Raw genomic sequence first — 18,158 nt, forward strand, 5'->3', positions numbered from 1 at the left:
CACCGTCGGGCGTCAGCGGCGACTGGTCGCCGACAGGCAGGCGTATTGCCCGGCCCGCTCCAGCAGACGGGGGACACCCGTCTCGAGCGAGGGGCCGAAGACCGTGTCGTGGGGACGCTCACCACGCTGCCAGCGGGTGTAGATGGCCTCGCAGAAGATCGCCGCCTTCCACAGCGCGAGGGTCTGGTACCAGGGCAGAGACGTCAGGTCCAGGCCCGTGCGGCGCTGGTAGCGCTCTGCCAGCTGAAGCTGGGTGAGGTAGCCGGGCGACCGGGTCACCTTGGTGAGTTCGAGCGGGGTGGTGGGGCGGCCTGCCTCGGAGTAGGTGGCCGTGAGGTACCCCAGATCCGCCAACGGGTCACCGAGCGTCGCCATCTCCCAGTCCAGGATCGCGAGGACCCGGGCGGGTGCCTGCGGGGCGAACATGAGGTTGCCCATGCGGTAGTCGCCGTGCACCACCGAGGCCGCCTGGCTCGCCGGCAGGTTGCGGGTGAGCCAGTCCGAGATGCGCTCCACCGCGGGCAGACTGCGTGTGGTGTTGACCTCCCAGAGCCCGCGGAACCTGTCGACCTGGCGCCGGAGGTATCCCTCGGGGGAGCCCAGGGTGGCGAGTTCCCCTCCGGTCACGTCGATGCCGTGCAGGGCCACGAGGGCGTCGACGACGGCCTCGCTGGTGGCCCGGCGCTGTTCGGCGGGGGAGAGGTGGGCCGGGATCGTGTCGGTGACGACCGTCCCGTCGATGCGGGACATGAGGTAGAACGGCACGCCCAGGAGCGACTCGTCCTCGCAGACGGCGACGATCTCCGGCACCGGCACCCCGTGCCCGCCGAGGATCTTCTGGATGCGGGCCTCGCGCACCATGTCGTGCGTCGACTTCGGCAGCGGTGGCCGCGGGCCGCGGCGCAGGACGACGCGATCGCCACCGCGCTCGATCAGATAGGTGATGTTGGAGTGGCCGTCGCCGATGCGCTGCCACGCGAGCGGGCCGCTGCCGATGCCGTGTGCGTCGAGGAAGCCGGCGATCGCGTCGAGGACCAGCAGCGGAGGACTGTCGAGGTGACGGGCCTCCTCCCGGCTCGCGACGACCTCCACGCCGTCGGGGACGGTGTCCATCAGGCACCCCCGTCCCGGCCGACGAGGGCGTCGCCCCGGTACGGCTCACCGGCGCGGACCGCGGCGCCGCGGCCGGCCGAGGCCCGGCGGGCGATGGCCCACCGGTGGGTCTCGTTGGAGCCGTCGTAGATGCGGAACGGGCGGACCTCGTTGAGGTACTGCGCCAGCGGGAGCCCGTCGGAGACCCCGTCGCCGCCGCAGATCTGGATGGCGCGGTCGATCACCCGGTAGATCGCCTCGGAGCAGTGGACCTTCGCGATCGACGACATCGCGGACCCCGCCTTCGGGGCGTCGTGCAGCAGCGCCGCCGTCTTGGTGATGATCGCGTCGGACGTCTCGATGTCGATCACCGACTCGGCGATCAGGTGCTGTGCCAGGCCGAGCGAGTCGATCGGACCGCCGAACAGCTCCCGCTTCGCGGCCCGGTCCAGCGCGATGTCGTGCGCGCGGCGCGCCAGCCCCAGCCACCGCATGCAGTGCGTGAGACGGGCCGGTCCGAGCCGGACCTGGGCGTAGCGGAAGCCGAGCCCCACCTCGCCGAGCACCGCCGCGTCGGGGACGAAGCAGTCCTCGATGTACAGGTGCGGGTGGCCGCCGTCGATGGAGCGGTCGACGGTGTGGATCGCCTCACCGATCCGGATGCCGGGGTTGTCCATGTCGACCAGGAACATGGTGGCCCCTTCGGGGGAGCCGTCCACGGCCGGCGTTCGCGCCATGACGATGCAGAACGCCGCGCCGACGGCACCGCTGGTGAACCGCTTGTGACCGTCGATGATCCAGCCGCCGTCGGCACGCACGGCCGTGGTCCGCAGCGCCGCCGGGTCGGAGCCCGCTCCGGGGTGGGGCTCGGTCATGCCGAAGCACGACCGTACGTCCCCCGCGGCCAGAGGCGCGAGATAGAGCTTCTTCTGCTCCTCGGTCGCGATGAGGTTGAGCATGTGCATGTTCCCCTCGTCGGGGGCCATGCAGTTGAGCACGCTGGGGCCGATCGGCGAGTACCCGGCCTCCTGCAGGATCGGCGACCAGTGCTCGATGGGCAGACCCTGTCCGCCGTACTCCTTCGGCACGTGGGGCGCGAAGACGCCGGCCTCCTTCGCGGCCGCCTGCAGCCGGTCACGCGTGACCTGGTCGAGACGTCCGCCGGGTGCGGGCTCGGAGTCGATGACGACCTCGCGGATGAACCGGCGGGTGCGCTCGCGCAGCTCCGCCACTTCGGGGGGAAGGTGGGTGAAAGTCATGACAGTCCTTTCGGGGGTGGGCGCGGTCGTTACGCGGTGCCGCCGGCGACCGTGAGGCCGCCGTCGACGGTGAGGACGTGGCCGGTGACCCAGGAGGAGTCCGTCGAGGCCAGATAGGCCACGGCGGAGGCGATGTCCGAAGGCACGCCCAGGCGCCGCAGGGGGTAGTCCTCGGCGACCTCGGCCTCCTTGCCCTCGTACAGGGCTTCGGCGAACCGCGTCTTCACCACGGCGGGAGCCACGGCGTTGACACGGATCTCCGGGCCGAGTTCGACGGCCAGGGTCCTGGTCAGGTGGGACACCGCCGCCTTGCTCACTCCGTAGAGGCCGATGCCGGGAGCGGGGGTGTCGCCGGTCACCGAGGAGAGGTTCACGACGGTGCCGTGGCGCTCGGTGAAACGCAGGCCCTGGTGGGCCACCGCGTCCTGGACCCAGGCGAGGGTGGCGAGGACGTTGACCTCCAGCACCTTGCGGGCGACATCGAGGTCCAGGCCGACGAGGGGGCCGTACGCCGGGTTGATGCCCGCGTTGTTCACGAGGACGTCGAGCCCGCCGAACTCGCGCGCGACGGTGTCGAAGACCTCGCGGCGGTGGACGGGATCGTCGGCCTTCCCGGCGACGGTGATGACGCTGCCCCGGGGGAGAGCGGCCGCGGCTTCTTCGAGCGGTCCGGCCTTGCGGGCGGTGAGACACACGCGCGCCCCTTCGGCGACGAGCCGTTCGGCGACGGCAAGGCCGATGCCCCGGCTCGCGCCGGTCACGACGGCGGTGCGGCCCGAGAAACGGCCCTGGTCGGTGTGGTGGTCGCTCATGGATCAGTCCTTCGAGGGGAAAGCCGGGCCGAAAGGCCGACGATGCCGAACACCGCCGCGAGGTCTTCGACACCGTCACCGGCGGGCGTACCGAGCGGTCGCTCGGTTACCGAGCGGCCGTTCGGTAAAGTGAAGGGAAGTGCCGGAGGTATGTCAAGAGGGCTGCTGTCGGACCGGGTGGGGCGGCGCTGCATACTGTGCCGACGCGATCGGGAAACGGGGGAAGGAGAGGGCTGTGACGGACACCGACGCCACAACGGACTGGAGGTCGTACCTGGGCAGCGGACTGCCGCCGATCCTCATGAGCGCGCTCGCGTGCTTCATGGAGCACGGCTACCACGGGACCACGGTCCGGGAAGTGGCCGCGCGCGCGGAGCTCTCGGTGCCCGGGCTGTACCACCACTACCCGGCGAAGCAGGACCTGCTGGTCGCGATCGTCTCGCACGCCATGGACGACCTGTGGGAACGCAGCACCGCGGCTCTGGAGGAAGCCGGTGCCGACGTCCGGCGACGGCTCGACCTGCTCGTGGAGTGCCTCGTTCTGTTCCACGCCTACCGGCGGGATCTCGCGTTCATCGCCTACAGCGAGATCCGCAGCCTCGTCGGAGAGGTGCGCGACACCTACATCGGTGCCCGTGACCGTCAGCAGCGCCTGATGGACCAGGTGCTCCAGGACGGCGTCGCGGGGAAGGCCTTCACGACCGAGTACCCCCGCGAGGTCAGCAGGGCGATCGTCACCATGTGCACCGGCGTGTCCCAGTGGTACCGGCCCGAGGGCGAGTACAGCCCGCAGCAACTGGCGGAGCGCTACTGCGCGATGACGCGCATGATGGTCGGCGCGGACTGACCGCGACAGCTGGGCTACCCTCCATCCTCGTGGACCAGTTGATCGCCGAAGACCCGCCCCACATAGGCCCCTACCGCCTCATCGCCCGCTTAGGCGCCGGCGGCATGGGCCGGGTCTACCTCGCCCGCTCCGAAGGCGGGCGCACCGTCGCGGTCAAGGTCGTGCAGGGCGAGTTCGCCCAACACGCCGAATTCCGCGCGCGGTTCGCACGCGAGGTCACCGCGGCGAAGCGGGTCGGTGGGGCCTGGACCGCGGCCGTGCTCGACGCGGACACGGACGCGGAGACGCCCTGGGTCGCGACGCAGTACGTTCCCGGTCCCGATCTGCACGCCGTCGTCGCCGAGCAGTATGGGCCGTTGCCCGAGCAGTCGGTGCGGGTCCTGGCCAACCGGCTCGCGCTCGCCCTGCAGGCCATCCACGGGGCGGGCCTCGTCCACCGCGACCTCAAGCCGTCCAATGTCCTGGTCACCGTGGACGGGCCCCGGGTCATCGACTTCGGTATCGCCCGGGCGCTGGACAGCGTCAGCGGGGACAGCCTGCAGACCCGCACGGGCATGGTGATCGGCTCGCCCGGCTTCATGTCGCCGGAGCAGGTGCGCGGGCTCCACGTCACGGCCGCCTCCGATGTGTTCTGCCTGGGGTCGGTCCTCGCCTACGCCGCCACGGGGCGCCAGCCCTTCGGGGCGAGCGGCAACGGGCTGCACGCCCAGTTGTTCCGGGTCGCCGAGGAAGATCCGGACCTGGACGGGCTGCCGGAGGCGCTCCTCGGACTCGTACGGGAATGCCTGCGGAAGGACCCGGCGCAACGCCCCACGCCGGAGCAGGTCGCCGCCCGCACCGCCACAGAAGGCGCCGGCGAATGGCTGCCGGGCGCGTTGCTCGGTCGACTGGGACGGCACGCCGCGCAGTTGCTGGACTTCGACCCGCTGCGCCCGCACACGGCCCTCGTGCCGGGCCAGGGTCCCCTTCCGTCGGTGCCTGACCGGCCCGCGTCCACACCCCGACCCGTGCAAGCGCCCGCGTCCACACCCCGACCCGTGCAAGCGCCCGCGCCCACACCCCGACCCTTGCGAGCGCCCGCCGCACCTCAGCCCCTGCGAGCGCCTGCCGCATCCCCGCCGGACGCGCTCGCGTACGCGCTCACGGTCGGGCCGGGACACGACGAAACGGCACGCTCGTACGGTCCGGAGCAGGCCCCGGACCGGCCGCGTCGTCCGGCCGTCGTGGCGGGGGTGGCAGCCGTCGTGGTGCTCGTCACCGTCGGCGGACTGCTCGCGCTCCGCCCGTGGCAGAGCGGCAAGCACGGGACGGGGGAATCACCGTCGCTGACTGCTCCGAAGGCGTTGCAGGGGAGCTGGGAGGCGGCTCTCGACCTGAGGGACACCGACGGCCTCCGCATCGAAGGGGTGACCGCACGCCTGCTCATCGACGCGAAGGGCACCGCCGAGTACTCCCTGCTGAACAAGGACCGGCTGTGTGTCTGGGACAGCACCATCACCGACTCCACAAGCGACTCGGTCAAGCTCGGCTCGAGTCGGCTGAAGAGCGCAAGCCCCACGTCAGAGGCGGGTCGCTGCGAGGACAACACCGATGACTACGGCTCCTCCACCCCGGACGGCACGGGGGCGTTCGTAGCCGCATGGGACGGGACGTACAAGTGGGAGGACGACCCGGGCTACTACGACCACCGCAACGACGGGCAGACGCTCTACGAACCCGACACGTTCGTGAAGGCGTCGTCCGCCGAGGGCGCGCTGCCGGCGAACTATCGGGGCTCGTGGAGCGGCCGGGGACAGGACGGCACCTACAGCCTCGAAGCCACGATGGGCCGGGGGGCGACGAAACGCGACATCCGACTCGTGTCCATCAGCGGGATCGGGGAGAGGTGCGAGTACACGGCGCGGGTGTTCTCCCAGGAGTCGGCCCTGCTCCGCACCGCGCCCGCGGAGCTCGCCGACGGCAAGCAGCCGTCGGGCTGCGCCAAGAGCGCCCCCTCGTTGTCCTTCCGGGAGAGCGAGGAGAAGGGGAGACGGACGCTGTCGTGCGAGCCCGTCGGCGGCGCCACCACACCCCTCTTCGAGGCCCGGCACTGGCTGGCGCAGCTGACCGCCCCGGGCACCTAGAGCGTGTCTCCGTGACGGGTTGGTCAGCTGATCGGACGTGTCCGTCCGAAGGCGTCTCGGCGGCGAGTCCGTGGTGCTCCCGGACATGCGGGCGCTCGCGGGCGGGCCGCCGGTTCCGTGGCGGCCCGCCTTTCCACCGGCGTCGTACGCCTCAGAGAATGCGCCAGGCGACGGCGTACGGCTGGGCGAACTGGGTGATCCTGAAGGCGCTGACGACGACCTCCGCCTCCCCGGCCGGGATGTTCCGCCAGTCGACCTGCTCGACGTTGTTGACGCGGTCGAACCCGGGATCCGTGCCCATGTTGCCGTGGCGCTCCTGGCCGCCCGCCCGGACGATCAGGTCGAGGTCGTTCTGCAGGGCCTTGCCGGGAGGGTCCGACCAGACGAGGGTGACCTTCAGGCGGGCCGCCCCTTCAGGGATCGGGATGAGGAACGCACGCTCTTCTCCCTGCTCCAGCTCCTTGGCGTCGGTGAAGCCCGCCCGGCCGGCATCCGTCGGCAGGACGACGGCCTGCTGGAGGTTGACGATGCCGAAGCCGGAGTTGTTGTTGGGGGAGGGGCCCGCCTCGCTGGGGACGTACTGACCCTTCAGTTCGTCGGCGCCGTTGATCAGCATGGCTTTGATGAGCGCCGCGCTGGGCTTGGGCGTGCCGTTCTTCACCAGCGTCTCGCGCAGCACCGCCACGCAGCCGGCGACCAGCGGGGTGGCCATGCTGGTGCCGCTGTCGAACATGAACGCGGGATCCGTGGAGACGCCGAAGAGACCGTTGTCGGGCGCGATCCGCGAGCGCGTGGAGAGGATCGCCGTGCCGGGAGCGACGATCTCGGGCTTGATCCGCCCTTCCTGGGTGGGCCCGCGGCTGCTGAAGGCCGCCATCCCGCCGGGGTTGTCCGCCATCCTGTCGCCGCGGATCGGAGGGGCGGGGTAGGAGAGCGGCCTCAGGTCGTCGTAGGTGTGGGGGATCTGGGGACGGTCGCCCTCACTGGCGCCGACGGTGATGATGTTCTTGGCGCCGGTCTCCCCGCTGACGGCCCTCAGGTTGATCCGGCCGTCACCGTCGTGGTCCGTACCGTCGTTGCCCGCGGCGAAGCAGATGACGAAGTCCTTGTTGTCCCAGACGAACTGGTCGACCTCGCGCGCGCTCTTGTTGTACGGAAGGCCCGGGGTGACCGGACCCCACGAGTTCGTGTGGATGCGCACCCCGTCCTCCAGGAACGGCGGCTCGAACAGACTGCGCAGGTTGATCGGGATGCCGGACAGCGAGCCGTCGTCCGCCAGCACGGACTGCAGGACCAGTCGTGCCTCGGGAGCCGTGCCGGTGATGGCGCCGCCCATCGACGCCGACGTGCCGTCGCCGAGAACCGAGCCCGCCACATGGGTGCCGTGCCCGTCGGGGTCGTCCGTCCTCGCGGGGCTCGTACGGCCCAGGGCGACCAGACGCTTGACCCGGCCGGTGAAGGCGGGGTGCACATGGGTGGTCGACCCCTTGTCGAACCCGGTGTCCGCGACACACACGATCTGGCCCTCGCCGCGGAACTTCGTGCCGTTGAGGGACACATGGGCGTGCATGAGGTTCCCGGCGACGGTGTTGTACAGCACCCTCTCGGGAACTTCCTCGATCTCCTTCACCTCGTCGAGCGCGGCCAGCGCGGGCAGGTCCTCCTCACGGACCGTCATGCGGACCTTGTCGCCGTCGGGCTCCACGGCGCCGGGGCTGACACCGGCCGCAGCCGCGATCCGGTCGCGCAGCCCGTCCGCGCTCACCTCGACGTCGTCGTGCAGCACGATGTCGACGGTCCGGGGCCGGGAACCCACCGCCTCCAGGGGGTCGGCCAGCACGGCGACCCCGGGGCGGAGGCGGTTCGACCGCAGCGACTGGGCGATCTTGAAGCCCTTGAAGTACACGTCCGCCCAGGCCACGAAGGGCAGGGCGCGTACCGCGTCCAGATCCGTGGACCGGAAGCCGCACAGATAGGTGTCGTCCGGAACGTATTCGTGGATGGCCACCCCGAGCGCCGTGAGCTCGTCCTTCTCCTCGGCCGTGGGCGGGTGTGTGGTCTGGACGAGCACGTAGTCGGACGCGGCGGCGTCCTCTGACACCAGCCAGGCGGTGGCCATCTCCTCGGACTGGGACAGCGGGTCCACCGTCACGCCGTTGATGGTGATACGGGACATTCCGAACTCCCGGAGGGTGCGGGTGATGACGAAGGCGCGCACCGGGTGGTCGTGAGGGTCTCCGCCACTGCTCGTGCCGGTGCCCGACCGTCAGGAGTCCTTCCGGAACCATGGCACGGCGGGCTGCGCGTCACTTCCGTTCGGCCAACACGCTAGGCCCGTGACCGCCCCCGGGCACGCGGAGTTCCCGGAGCGACCGCCATCCGGGCCCCATGTTGCTCCGAAGGGGGCCCTTCCCGATGAACGGCGACTTCGGCTCCGGCTGATGCACCCGGCTGCCGGACCCGTGGCCGTCCAGGAGGGCACGCCGTGCTCTCGACGCGCTGGACCGGGTCAGCCTGCCAGTCGGGCGAGGGCCAGGGAGTGAGCGCGGTCGAGGGAGTCGGCGGCGGCGCACGGGATGTCCGGCTGCACACCGGTGCCCTCCCAGTTCGTGCCGGAGACGGGGTTGACGGCGCGGCCGACGGGGATGGTGGCTTCCAGGTGCGGGTGCACGGTCCAGCCGTTGCACGGATGTGCGCCGCCGCGGGTGGGCTCGCCGACGACCGTGGCGCGGCCGAGCTGCTGGAGGTCGTACGCCAGCTCCTCGGCGGCGGAGAAGGTGCTGTCGCTGGACAGGACGTACAGCGGCTTGCCGCCGCCGAAGCGCGCGCCGGGGACGTGCGGGAGGCTCCAGGACTGTTCGGTGCGCTTGCCGCCGCGCCATTGCATGGTGTTGAGGTGGGTGGGCTCGTCGAGCAGGTAGCTGCAGACGAAGGCGACCGTGTCCGGGTCGCCGCCGCGGTTGGCGCGGAGGTCCACGATCAGCGCCTGGGCGCGGGAGGCCAGGGTGAGCGCGGCGCTCAGCGGTTCGGCGGCCCACTCCAGCGGAAACAGCATCGGGGCCAGCTCCACCACGGCCACCCCTCCGTCGAGCAGCTGCACCCGGGGCGCACCGCCCAGCGAGGCGTCGAAGTCCCGGCGCATGGCGTCCAGGGTGGCCGCCCCCTGCTTCGTGGGCACCTGGTCGGCGTGGTGCTTCAGTCTCAGGTGCCGGTCACCGTTGACGGACTGCAGGTCCGTGGTGACCAGCCGGGCGAGTTCCTCGGCGTCGTCGACGTCGTAGGCGCCCTCGGCGAGGCGTCGTTGCAGCAGGCCGGCGAGCTGCTCGGCTGTCTCGGGGAAGACGTACTGCTCGGTCAGCAGCCGAGCCGTCTCGTCGACGACAGGGGCCGGCAGAAGCTTTGTTGGAGTGGTCATGCCAGGGAGTAGAGCACCGCCCCCGCGAAAGCGTCAAAGAGTTACGGCACTTCTGCCGCCTCCTCCTGAGGAGGGCCCCGAGACCGGTGTGACCGAGGCCCGCACCAGCGCTTTCGGTGCGGGCCTCGGTCATGCCATGGGCGTTTCCCGGGAAGCGGCGGAAGGCGCTGCCGAGCGTCCGGCCGGCGTGCTCCCGTTCGCCCTCTTCCCGCGCGATCCGGGCGTCAGCCCTGGGGCACCGCCACGTACGCCTCCTGGGGCGTGGTGGTCGGCGTGTACCGGGTGGCGGTGGTCGCGGTCGGGATCAGGTCCCGGTGGATGACCTTGGCCACGGCCTGGATCGTGGTCACGCCGTAGTTCATCGTGCTGTTGCCGTCGGTGAGCACGGTGATGGTGTAGTCGTGGCCGCCGCCGTTGAACGTGCCGATGCTGTGCACGCGCCAGCCGCGCGTGGCGCGCTGCAGCCAGCCGTTCTTGACGTGCACGGACACGGAGGAGGGCGCGCCGGCGGGGGTGCCCCACCTCTGCGAGGTGATGACGTTCCCCATGAGCTTGAGGATGTAGGCGCGGGAGTTGTCGCTCAGGACGGTGTTCCTGGCGGTGATCAGCGAGAGCAGCCGCTGCTCGTCGTTGACGTTGATCCGGGTGAGCCCCCAGTAGCCGCCGGACCCCGGCACCGTCCGCGTCATGCCGGCAGCCGCCAGGAAGCCCTTCACCTTGGTGACGCCGAGCTGGTTCCACAGCGAGGTGGTGGCCGCGTTGTCCGACTTGGTGATCATGGCGGTGGCGAGGCTCGCCTCGCGGGAGGTCAGGTACCGGTTGGTCTTCTTGGCGTCCCAGAGGAGCGTGGCGAGGACGGTCACCTTCACGACGCTGGCCGAGTCGTACGAGGTCGTGGCGCGCAGGGTGCAGGTGGTGTTCGTCGTGCGGTCGCGCAGGCCGACGGCCACCGTGCCGGTGCGCGTGGCGAGGGCGGCGGTGATGTCCCTCTGCAGCTTGGCGGCGAGCCCGGCCTTGCCCGACGTGCAGCTGACCTGCGGCGCGGTGGCGGCCGAAGCGGGCGCCGCGCCCGCGACGACGGGCACGAGCATCCCCGCGGCGACCACGGCCGGAAGCACGCGGGCACGCAGGGATATGTGGTGAGTCATGTGGGTCCCCCCTGGAAACGAAAACGAACGCGCCTCCGGCGCACTCGCCCTACATGACTCCCTGATCGTGCGGATGGTTGTACGAATTCAGTGGAACGGGGGGATCGGGCGTTCGGTGGACAAGAGTTGGCCGTGAGAAGACCCGGCTCCCGGTCCTGGGACCAGCGGCCGGGTCACTCGGTTCAGCTCCGGGGCTTCTTGGTCAACGACGCCAGGACCGTGCCGTCCGTCGCTCGTACCGTGATGGTGACCCCCGACCGGCTCGTCGCCCCGGCGTGCGCGTCGTCCGCGTGGAAGGCGACCCAGCCGGGAGCGCCGGACAGGGTGACGACCCGGGCGTCCATGCTCCTGCCGTCGACGGACACGGTGACCCGGGCCGGGGCTCCGGGGCCGCGGTAGACGCCGGTCCACAGGGTGCCCGAGGCGTCCGCGGAGACGGAGGTGGAGATCGTCCCGCCGGGCACCTCGGACGCCTTCGTCAGCCGTACTTCGGCCCTGCCGGCCGTCGGCACCTCCAGGAACACGCCCTGGTCGGTCAGCCACATCGCGTGATGTCCGGCCAGAGGGATCCGTTCGCCAGGATCCACCACCGTCACCTCCGAGGACGCCGGCGGGACGGCGGGCACGGCCGGTGCGCTGTCGGAGCCGGGCGGCCTCAGGGAGAGCGTGGCCGCTCCGGCCACGGGAACGAGCAGCGCGGCGACCAGGACCGCCGAGCGCGTCACCCGGTGCCGCCGCCGGATGGCCTTGCCCCGGCGCATGACGGCGGCCGTCGGCGCCGATGTCGTCGGCGCATGTGCCGCGGCCTCGCGGAGCGCGGCGGTCAGGGCCTCGTCAGGGGTCATCGGGACACCGCTTTCTGCTTCTGCTTCCGCTGCTGTGGCTCCGACGGTTTCGGTCGCCGTGGTGCTCCGGCCAGGTCGGTGAGGACACCGTCGGCGCGGAGCCTGGCCAGACCACGCGCGATCTGACTGCGTACGGTGCTCTCCCTCGTGCCGAGGGCGGCGGCGATCCGACCGTGCGGCAGGTCCTCGAAGTAGTGGAGCACCACCGCGGTCCGCTGCCGAACGGGCAGCCGGGCCAGCGCCGCCATGAGAGCGCCGCGGTGCTCCAGCTGTGCGTTCCGGTCCTCGGCCGCGGTCTCGGGCACCCAGGGGGTGAACCATTCGCGGACCGTACGCCTGCGGAACCGGTCCGCGTTGACATGAACCATGATCTTGCGGATGTACGCGGTCATGTCGTCGCTGCGCCGGACCTTGTCCCACTTCGCGTACGCCCGGGCCAGTGCCGTCTGGGCCAGGTCCTCGGCGTCGTGATGGCTTCCGGTCAGCAGGTAGGCCGTCCGCAGCAGGCTCGGCCACCGGTCGGTCATGAACCGGTGGAACTCGTCGTCGGTGTCGGTGTCGGTGTCGGTGTTCACTCTTCGTTCGGACCTCGCCCTGCTCCCGGAGCGCCTCTGCTGTGTGGTGTCGCGCGCCCGCGCCGCTCCGCGCCGAGGCACGGAGCAGCGCGGGCAGGGCCGGTTCAGGACGTCTTCTTCACCATCCGGGCGAGAACGGTCCCGTCGGCGGCCTCGACGGTGATCTCCGGCGCCGTGGAGCCCGTCCTCGGGTCGACGGCGTAGAAGGCGGCCCATCCGGGCTTGCCCGCGAGGGTGACCACCTTGCCGGTCAGCGTCCTGCCGTCGATCTCCACGGTCACCTTCGCAGGCGTTCCGGGGCCGCGGTAGACGCCGGCCCACAAGGTGCCCGAACGGTCCGCGGACGCGGTGGCGGAGATCGTCCCACCGGGCACCTCGGACGCCTTCGTCAGCCGCGTCTCGGAGCCGCCCGACACGCTCGGCGTCGCGAGGACCATGCCCTGCCGGTTCAGCCACATCGTGTGGCCGAGGCCCGGCTCGACCTTCTCGCCCGGGCGCACCGTCCTCGGGTCCGTCGCCGGCGTCGCCGGGGTCAGGGAGGTCAGGGCGGGAACCTGCTTCGGGGCCGTCGAGCCCTGGGCCGCGGCGAAGGAGACCCCACCGCCGGCCACCACGAGCACCGCTCCGGCGACGGCGACGACCGAACGCGCCGACAACTTGCGCTTGTTCCGGCTCACTGATGTCACGGATTCTCCTCACATCCATGGACGGGCGCGTCCCGTCCACCCTCCAGACGGCGCGCGCGCCGCGAAACGCTGCTCGCTCGCCATGACGGAGGGATGTGATGCCGGTCACGCCCGATCGGCGAGAGGTGCGGGCGCTGGCGGTGACGCCGAGTGATGGTTCTGTCGCCGTACGGGTCGCGATCCACTCGTTACGGAACCTTCAATGAACTCGATATAGAATCGAGTTCGAGTTTACATCCGCGGTCCGCGGTCCGAGGTCCGCGGTCCGACGTCCGAGGTCCGAGGTCCGAGGTCCGAGGTCCGAGGTTCGAGGTTCGAGCAGAGGAGTTGACGCATGGCTTCCATGAATGCGGTACGCGAGCAGGCCTGTGAGGTCGTCGTGGTCGGCGCGGGCATCGCCGGCCTGATGGCGGCGAACACCCTCGCCGACAAGGCCGACGTCGTCGTGCTGGAGGCCGCGGATCGCGCGGGCGGACGCGTGGAATCGGTGCGCAAGGACGGCTACTGGCTCAACATGGGAACCCAGTTCACCGAGGGCACCGGAACGCTGATCGAGGCCCTCGACCGCCACGGCGTGGTGCGCGGCAGCCTGGCGGGCAAGAAGGTGGCGCTCGGCCTCAACGGGCGGCTGGTGGACACCGCCAACCCCATCGCCCTGATGCTGCGCGCCCGCATGTCCATGAAGGACCGGATCGGACTGGCCCGGGTCGGCGCCCGCATCATCTGGGCCGCGGTGAATCTGGAGATGGAGCCGGGCGGCGGCCGGCTGCGCCGCGCGCTCGACAGGCGGATGCGCAGGCGGCTCGACAGGGAGTCGGCGTCCTACTTCCTGCGCGGAGTGGGCTCGCAGGTCGCCCACGCGATGGTCCGTTCGTGGTCCGGGCAGTGGATGGGCTGTGATCCGGGGGAGACCGCGGCGACCCAGTTCGTCATCTCCGTCTCGATCGCCCTGGCCGACCCGGCGAAGGTTCCCAACTTCTCGCTGCCCGAGGGGGGCAACCAGACCCTCACCGACATCCTCGCGGGGGATCTCGGCGACCGGCTCCGGCTCGGCTCGGCCGTGGAGGCGGTGGAATGGCGGGACGGCGAGGTGACCGTCCGCTACTCGGACGCGGAGGGTCCGGCGGTGCTGCGGGCGAAGCGTGCGATCCTCGCGGTTCCCGTCGACGTCGCCACGCGGATCGTCACCGCCATGCCGCAGGCGCACCGGGACGCCTGCGCCGACATCTCGTACGGCAGGTACGTGGTCGTCGGGTACTTCACGGACGAGGACGGCCCGCAAAGGTGGGACGACTACTACGGCGTGTCCACGCCCCAGTTGTCGTTCCAGGCGATGTTCAACCACGCGGCCGCGCTGCGCGGCGACGGCGTGCGCAAGCCGGGCGGTGCCCTGGTGTGCTTCGCCGGGGGCGGCAAGGCGGACGCGCTCTTCGCCTGCACCGACGCGGAGATCGCCGAACGGTTCGGCCGGGATCTGCTGGGGCTCTATCCCGAACTCGAGGGGAAGCTGGGAACGCCGATCGTGAGCCGCCACCACCGCGTGGTTCCCTTCTGGAGCGCCGGCAAGCGCGTGTCGCTGCCGGTTCTGAGGAAGCCGTTCGGCCCCGTGCACCTCGCGGGCGACTACCAGCTCGACATCCCCTCCCTGGCCGACGCCGCCGCCTCGGGGGAAGCAGCCGCCAAGGCGGTCCTGGCGAGCCTCTAGGCCCGCCTCGCGGGCGGCCTTCCTGCTGCGGGGATGACCCGGCCTTGACTGATACGATCTCAAATCGTGTTCGAGAAAAAGTCGAAATCTCAGGAATCCACCCGACCGGCCGGGGTACAGCGCCGTGGTGTGGAGCGGAGGAAGGCCATCCTCGACGCCGCCGAGGCGCTGCTGGCCGAGCAGGGCTACGAGGCCGCCACGCTCAAAGCGATCGGCGAGCGGGCGGGAATCCCGGTCGCGTCCATGTACCACTACTTCCCCGACCGCCACCAGGTCGATGTCGAGCTGCTCCAGCGCCATACGGAGGCGCTGGAGGACCGTATCGTCGCCTCGCTCGAACGTCCCGGAGCGGACGCGCTGCCCGAAGCCGTCGACTCCGTGGTGACCCCCATCCTCGACTACTTCCGTGAGCATCCGAGCTGCACGGAACTCTGGTTCAGGGGGCGCAGCGAGGCGATCGACGACATGGTGCGCGCCTTCGACGAGGCACAGGCCGTGCGGCTCTGGCACGTCCTCATCGCACGCGGGCGCATCCGCCCCGACACCCCCGTGCTCGTCATCCAGCTCGCCTTCGAGGCCGGCAGCCGGCTCTTCGACGTGGCCTTCCGGCGCTCCCCGACCGGCGACGACGCCACGATGGCCGAGGCCCGGCGGCTGGTCACCGCTTACTTGCAGACCTACGCCCCGGAGGCGCGCGAGCGACAGGGCTGACCCGGCCGGCCGCCGGAGCAACACGATCGGCCCCGGTGGACATGCAGATGTCCACCGGGGCCGCAGCCGTTCGGGGCAGACCCGTGTCCCGCTGCCGCAGCGCGTGCGCCCCATCGCACCTGGTCGCGCAGCTGGGCTTGAAGAACCCGCGGAGCATGGGAAGCCCTCGACCGCAAGGGCGCGAAGCTGCTGTTCCAGATCTTCACCGAACGTTCCGCTGCACGCCGATCCGGACCGGCACCGAGTCCTACCGCCTCCAGACCACCCAGGAATCTCCCTTTCCCCACCAGGGCTGACGCACCTGTCGGCGTACGCGAGGGAATCACGCGCAGTTGGGGCAGTCGACCACGTGGCTGGTGTGCAGGGACTTGATCAGGGCGAAGTCGGCGTCGACTGCACGACGGGAGTACGAGGCGAGGGCGCCGAGTCCTACCGACAACCCCGCTCCAGCCCCCTTGGGCACTCCGTCCAGCCCCACCAGGTCACCCGATCAGTGGCCCCCGATCTCGCCGGAGAACACCGACCACGGTCGAGTACATCGCCGCCACGAACGGCCTGCACCCGGCTCCCGTTCACACCGAGGCAGTGGCTCTCGTATGACCCGATGAAATCAGCCGGGGCACCGCCGCCGGCCGCCCTCGCGTGCGGCTGCGGTGGTGCCCCGGCCGGTGTCGAGGCCGGAGGCGTCCGTCAGCGCACGGACTCGACGATCTCGGAGCGGGGCGTGCCGACCCGCTCCAGGGCCGTGTAGAACGCCTCGGGGTCGGCCCAGTCCTCGGGGGAGAACGCACCGGCACGCTTCCCGGCCTCGTCGAGGGCCAGCACCATGAACGCGGCGCAGGCGGTGCCCGTCAGGGTCCCCATGCTGGCCACCAGGTAGGTGTGCGGTCCGCTGACCGATGTACGCCGGACCGCCACGGCCGGCCGGCCGTCCCGGGTGCCGGTGACGCGGGCGACCAGGCCGCCGCGCCACGCGTACCTGCGGCGCAGGGCGGACAGCACCAGGAACCTGATCAGTGTGCCCGCGCTGCTCTCGCCCCGCCGGACCTGGGCGATCATGCCGCCCAGCATCGCCTTCAGGGCGCGGGTGTTGCCGAAGAAGCGGTTGTTGAGGACCTCGATGATGTAGTCGACGGCCTCGTCGGTCGTGAGCCTGCCGTGCTCGATGGCGAGGGCCAGTCCGCGTGCGAGGCCGTTGAACGGCGCCGGGTCGAGGCCGCCGACACAGCGGATGCGCTGTGCCGTGGGGTATTTGCGGGGCAGGGTGACCGGTTCGGGGTGCGCGGTCTCGTACAGGAGGATGTCGCCGACGCCGCCGCCCATCGACATGGTGACGGTCTCGACGTACGACTCGTGGACGACCGGGCCGCCGTGGCGCCAGGTGAGGCAGTCGCCGGCGGCGATGTGCATCAGGTGCTGGAGCACGGCCCGGCCCACGTTGGGCCGCTCGTCGCCGACGAGCCAGCCGAGGTCGATGTTCTCGACGGTGTCGAGTTCGCTCGCGGCGTCGGCGGCCAGCACGTTGCTCATGCCGGGCGAGGCGCCGCAGCCGACGTAGATCGGTATGCCGGCCTCCTTGGCCTTGTCCTCGAGGGAGAGCGCGTGCTGGGTGCTCTCGACGTCGTCGTCGAAGTCGAGGTACGGCACCCTGGCCTCCAGGCAGGCCGTGATCACCGGCTCGGAGGTGCGGATGTAGGGCCCCGCGCCGAGGACGACGAGGGCGGCGCCGTCGATGACCTCGCGCAGCGCGGTGGGGTTGTAGAGGTCGAGTTGACGGACCGTGGTCCGGCCGGCCGGCAGCCGCTTGGCCAGCGGGTGGACGAGCTCCGGCCGGATGTCGCAGAGGACGAGGTGCCAGTCGCCGTCCGCCTTGGCGAAGCGCTCGATGGCGATCTTGCACATCTCGCCGGCGGCGCCGATGAAGACGACCCGTCGCGCGGTCATGCGACGCCTCCGAGCTTGAACGCCACGACGTGGAAACAGTGGGCCATGACCCGCTCCGTTCTGATGCCTCGCCGTGCACGCGCGGCGAATCCGTGTCGCCGTCGGCGGTCCAGGACGACCGAAGGCATGAGATTCGAGCTCGAATCGACTTCGAGTTTAATCGCCGGTCGGGTGCCGTCAAGGTCTCCGTGCATCCGGACCGGACGAGAAAGCGCGCCCGGCGTCGTCAGGACGCCGGGCGCGCGGGGCCCGTGCGGTTCGGGGGAGGGGGGCTGTTCGGCCCGGATGGCCTGGCCCTCGCGGCTGGACCGGGGTCAGGCGGTGTTCCTGGCGACGAAGTCCGCGACGGCGCCCTCCATCTGCCGCGGGCCCGGGTCTTCGAGGGGGTAGTGGCCCGCGTTGTCGAGCATCACGCTGTGGACGGGAACCTTGGTGATGCGGGAGAGGACCGGCACGCTGAGGTGGTGGGGGTCCGGCGGTCCTCGGCGGGAGGTCGCCCCAGCCGTCGTAGGAGGCGTGGTCCCGGGCTTGACCCGGGTGAGGCCGTAGCCGAGGTCGTCCCGGGCGACGGTCTCGAAGCCGCGCTGGGCGAGCGGGGCGCCGAGGATGAGGGACATCTGCCGGCCCTTGGTGCCGACGCCGTGGTGAAGGACGACCTTGGCCTTCGCGTCGGGGTTGCGGTAGCGGTCGAGATGGACGCGGTGGCCGCGCCAGTCCCGGAACTCCTCCTCGGGCGCGGTGGCGTCGGTCAGGCGCAGCCGCTCGGGCAGGAACCGCTGGAGGTCGCGCCCTGCCTGCTGGTCGCGGTAGTGCGTGGGGGTAGGGGTGGGGGTGGTGTTCATGAGGGGGCGCTTTCCGACAGGTCTGACGGGCATGTCAGGTGGGGGTGGGCGCGGGGTGGGGGAGGGCCCCGCGGTGATCGTCCGTACGCCTGCCCGGAGCTCGTGGCGCACGGCGTCGACGTCGCGCAGGTCGTCCTCCAGGCCCCGGGTGAAG

General features: G+C 71.1%; 15 protein-coding genes. 4 read left to right on the forward strand and 11 right to left on the reverse strand.

Annotated elements, in window-relative coordinates; translation table 11 throughout:
- Positions 1–12: 12 nt before the first annotated feature.
- From ACF07V_RS31480 to ACF07V_RS31490, 3 genes are read right to left on the reverse strand one after another with little or no spacing between them, the layout of a single operon-like run.
- Entirely contained in the window at positions 13–1,113 is a 1,101-nt protein-coding gene (locus ACF07V_RS31480) for a phosphotransferase family protein (protein ID WP_392159091.1), read from the reverse strand.
- Complete coding sequence (locus ACF07V_RS31485) at positions 1,113–2,351, reverse strand: acyl-CoA dehydrogenase family protein (RefSeq protein WP_392159092.1); 1,239 nt, start codon at positions 2,349–2,351, stop codon at positions 1,113–1,115. Before ACF07V_RS31485 ends, ACF07V_RS31480 begins: the two co-directional genes overlap by 1 nt.
- A gap of 29 nt (positions 2,352–2,380) precedes the next feature.
- On the reverse strand, positions 2,381–3,163 hold the full coding sequence (locus ACF07V_RS31490; protein ID WP_392159093.1) for an SDR family oxidoreductase: 783 nt from the start codon (positions 3,161–3,163) through the stop codon (positions 2,381–2,383).
- Between the two features lie 235 nt (positions 3,164–3,398).
- Between ACF07V_RS31490 and ACF07V_RS31495 the strand changes: the two genes are divergently transcribed.
- Together ACF07V_RS31495 and ACF07V_RS31500 are read left to right on the forward strand one after the other, a co-directional pair.
- Positions 3,399–4,010, forward strand: coding sequence for a TetR/AcrR family transcriptional regulator (locus ACF07V_RS31495; protein ID WP_392159094.1), 612 nt, complete (start codon positions 3,399–3,401; stop codon positions 4,008–4,010).
- 29 nt (positions 4,011–4,039) lie between these two features.
- A complete protein-coding gene (locus ACF07V_RS31500; protein WP_392159095.1) occupies positions 4,040–6,133 on the forward strand; it encodes a protein kinase in 2,094 nt (697 codons plus the stop codon).
- A gap of 151 nt (positions 6,134–6,284) precedes the next feature.
- Here the strand turns inward: ACF07V_RS31500 and ACF07V_RS31505 are convergent, their stop codons facing one another.
- The 6 genes from ACF07V_RS31505 to ACF07V_RS31530 all read right to left on the reverse strand — a co-directional run bounded on the left by ACF07V_RS31505 (position 6,285) and on the right by ACF07V_RS31530 (position 12,802).
- On the reverse strand, positions 6,285–8,309 hold the full coding sequence (locus ACF07V_RS31505) for a S8 family serine peptidase (RefSeq protein WP_392159096.1): 2,025 nt from the start codon (positions 8,307–8,309) through the stop codon (positions 6,285–6,287).
- Positions 8,310–8,642: 333 nt separating this feature from the next.
- Positions 8,643–9,548: a S41 family peptidase gene (locus ACF07V_RS31510; RefSeq protein WP_392159097.1), complete on the reverse strand. Its 906-nt coding sequence runs from the start codon at positions 9,546–9,548 to the stop codon at positions 8,643–8,645.
- Between the two features lie 224 nt (positions 9,549–9,772).
- Positions 9,773–10,696: a serine hydrolase gene (locus tag ACF07V_RS31515; protein ID WP_392159098.1), complete on the reverse strand. Its 924-nt coding sequence runs from the start codon at positions 10,694–10,696 to the stop codon at positions 9,773–9,775.
- Between the two features lie 182 nt (positions 10,697–10,878).
- Positions 10,879–11,541 carry a hypothetical protein gene (locus ACF07V_RS31520; protein WP_392159099.1) on the reverse strand — a complete coding sequence of 221 codons (663 nt, stop codon included), beginning with the start codon at positions 11,539–11,541 and terminating at the stop codon, positions 10,879–10,881.
- Positions 11,538–12,116 carry a SigE family RNA polymerase sigma factor gene (locus ACF07V_RS31525; RefSeq protein WP_392159100.1) on the reverse strand — a complete coding sequence of 193 codons (579 nt, stop codon included), beginning with the start codon at positions 12,114–12,116 and terminating at the stop codon, positions 11,538–11,540. The genes ACF07V_RS31520 and ACF07V_RS31525 overlap by 4 nt, the downstream gene beginning before the upstream one ends.
- A gap of 104 nt (positions 12,117–12,220) precedes the next feature.
- A complete protein-coding gene (locus ACF07V_RS31530) occupies positions 12,221–12,802 on the reverse strand; it encodes a hypothetical protein (protein WP_392159101.1) in 582 nt (193 codons plus the stop codon).
- 334 nt (positions 12,803–13,136) lie between these two features.
- Between ACF07V_RS31530 and ACF07V_RS31535 the strand changes: the two genes are divergently transcribed.
- Together ACF07V_RS31535 and ACF07V_RS31540 are read left to right on the forward strand one after the other, a co-directional pair.
- The gene (locus ACF07V_RS31535) at positions 13,137–14,507 is read left to right on the forward strand and encodes a flavin monoamine oxidase family protein (RefSeq protein ID WP_392159102.1); all 1,371 of its coding nucleotides are present in this window, start codon (positions 13,137–13,139) and stop codon (positions 14,505–14,507) included.
- A 129-nt stretch (positions 14,508–14,636) separates the two neighbouring features.
- The gene (locus tag ACF07V_RS31540; RefSeq protein WP_392159103.1) at positions 14,637–15,218 is read left to right on the forward strand and encodes a TetR/AcrR family transcriptional regulator; all 582 of its coding nucleotides are present in this window, start codon (positions 14,637–14,639) and stop codon (positions 15,216–15,218) included.
- 690 nt (positions 15,219–15,908) lie between these two features.
- On the opposite strand, the gene ACF07V_RS31545 is transcribed toward ACF07V_RS31540, so the two are convergent.
- The gene (locus tag ACF07V_RS31545; RefSeq protein ID WP_392159104.1) at positions 15,909–17,162 is read right to left on the reverse strand and encodes a saccharopine dehydrogenase family protein; all 1,254 of its coding nucleotides are present in this window, start codon (positions 17,160–17,162) and stop codon (positions 15,909–15,911) included.
- Between the two features lie 314 nt (positions 17,163–17,476).
- Positions 17,477–18,004, reverse strand: a complete 528-nt coding sequence (locus tag ACF07V_RS31550) for a hypothetical protein (RefSeq protein WP_392159105.1) — start codon at positions 18,002–18,004, stop codon at positions 17,477–17,479.
- Positions 18,005–18,158 lie beyond the last annotated feature (154 nt).

It is taken from the genome of Streptomyces sp. NPDC015661 (genome assembly GCF_043077765.1).
Classification (GTDB): Bacteria; Actinomycetota; Actinomycetes; order Streptomycetales; family Streptomycetaceae; genus Streptomyces.

What these genes read in the sequence shown, in the direction of transcription:
- ACF07V_RS31515 (WP_392159098.1), bottom strand. Translation starts at nt 10,696, where the DNA reads ATGACTCACCACATATCCCTGCGTGCCCGCGTGCTTCCGGCCGTGGTC.
- ACF07V_RS31490 (WP_392159093.1), bottom strand. Translation starts at nt 3,163, where the DNA reads ATGAGCGACCACCACACCGACCAGGGCCGTTTCTCGGGCCGCACCGCC.
- ACF07V_RS31535 (WP_392159102.1), top strand. Translation starts at nt 13,137, where the DNA reads ATGGCTTCCATGAATGCGGTACGCGAGCAGGCCTGTGAGGTCGTCGTG.
- ACF07V_RS31520 (WP_392159099.1), bottom strand. Translation starts at nt 11,541, where the DNA reads ATGACCCCTGACGAGGCCCTGACCGCCGCGCTCCGCGAGGCCGCGGCA.
- ACF07V_RS31480 (WP_392159091.1), bottom strand. Translation starts at nt 1,113, where the DNA reads ATGGACACCGTCCCCGACGGCGTGGAGGTCGTCGCGAGCCGGGAGGAG.
- ACF07V_RS31505 (WP_392159096.1), bottom strand. Translation starts at nt 8,309, where the DNA reads ATGTCCCGTATCACCATCAACGGCGTGACGGTGGACCCGCTGTCCCAG.
- ACF07V_RS31545 (WP_392159104.1), bottom strand. Translation starts at nt 17,162, where the DNA reads ATGACCGCGCGACGGGTCGTCTTCATCGGCGCCGCCGGCGAGATGTGC.
- ACF07V_RS31510 (WP_392159097.1), bottom strand. Translation starts at nt 9,548, where the DNA reads ATGACCACTCCAACAAAGCTTCTGCCGGCCCCTGTCGTCGACGAGACG.
- ACF07V_RS31485 (WP_392159092.1), bottom strand. Translation starts at nt 2,351, where the DNA reads ATGACTTTCACCCACCTTCCCCCCGAAGTGGCGGAGCTGCGCGAGCGC.
- ACF07V_RS31550 (WP_392159105.1), bottom strand. Translation starts at nt 18,004, where the DNA reads ATGAACACCACCCCCACCCCTACCCCCACGCACTACCGCGACCAGCAG.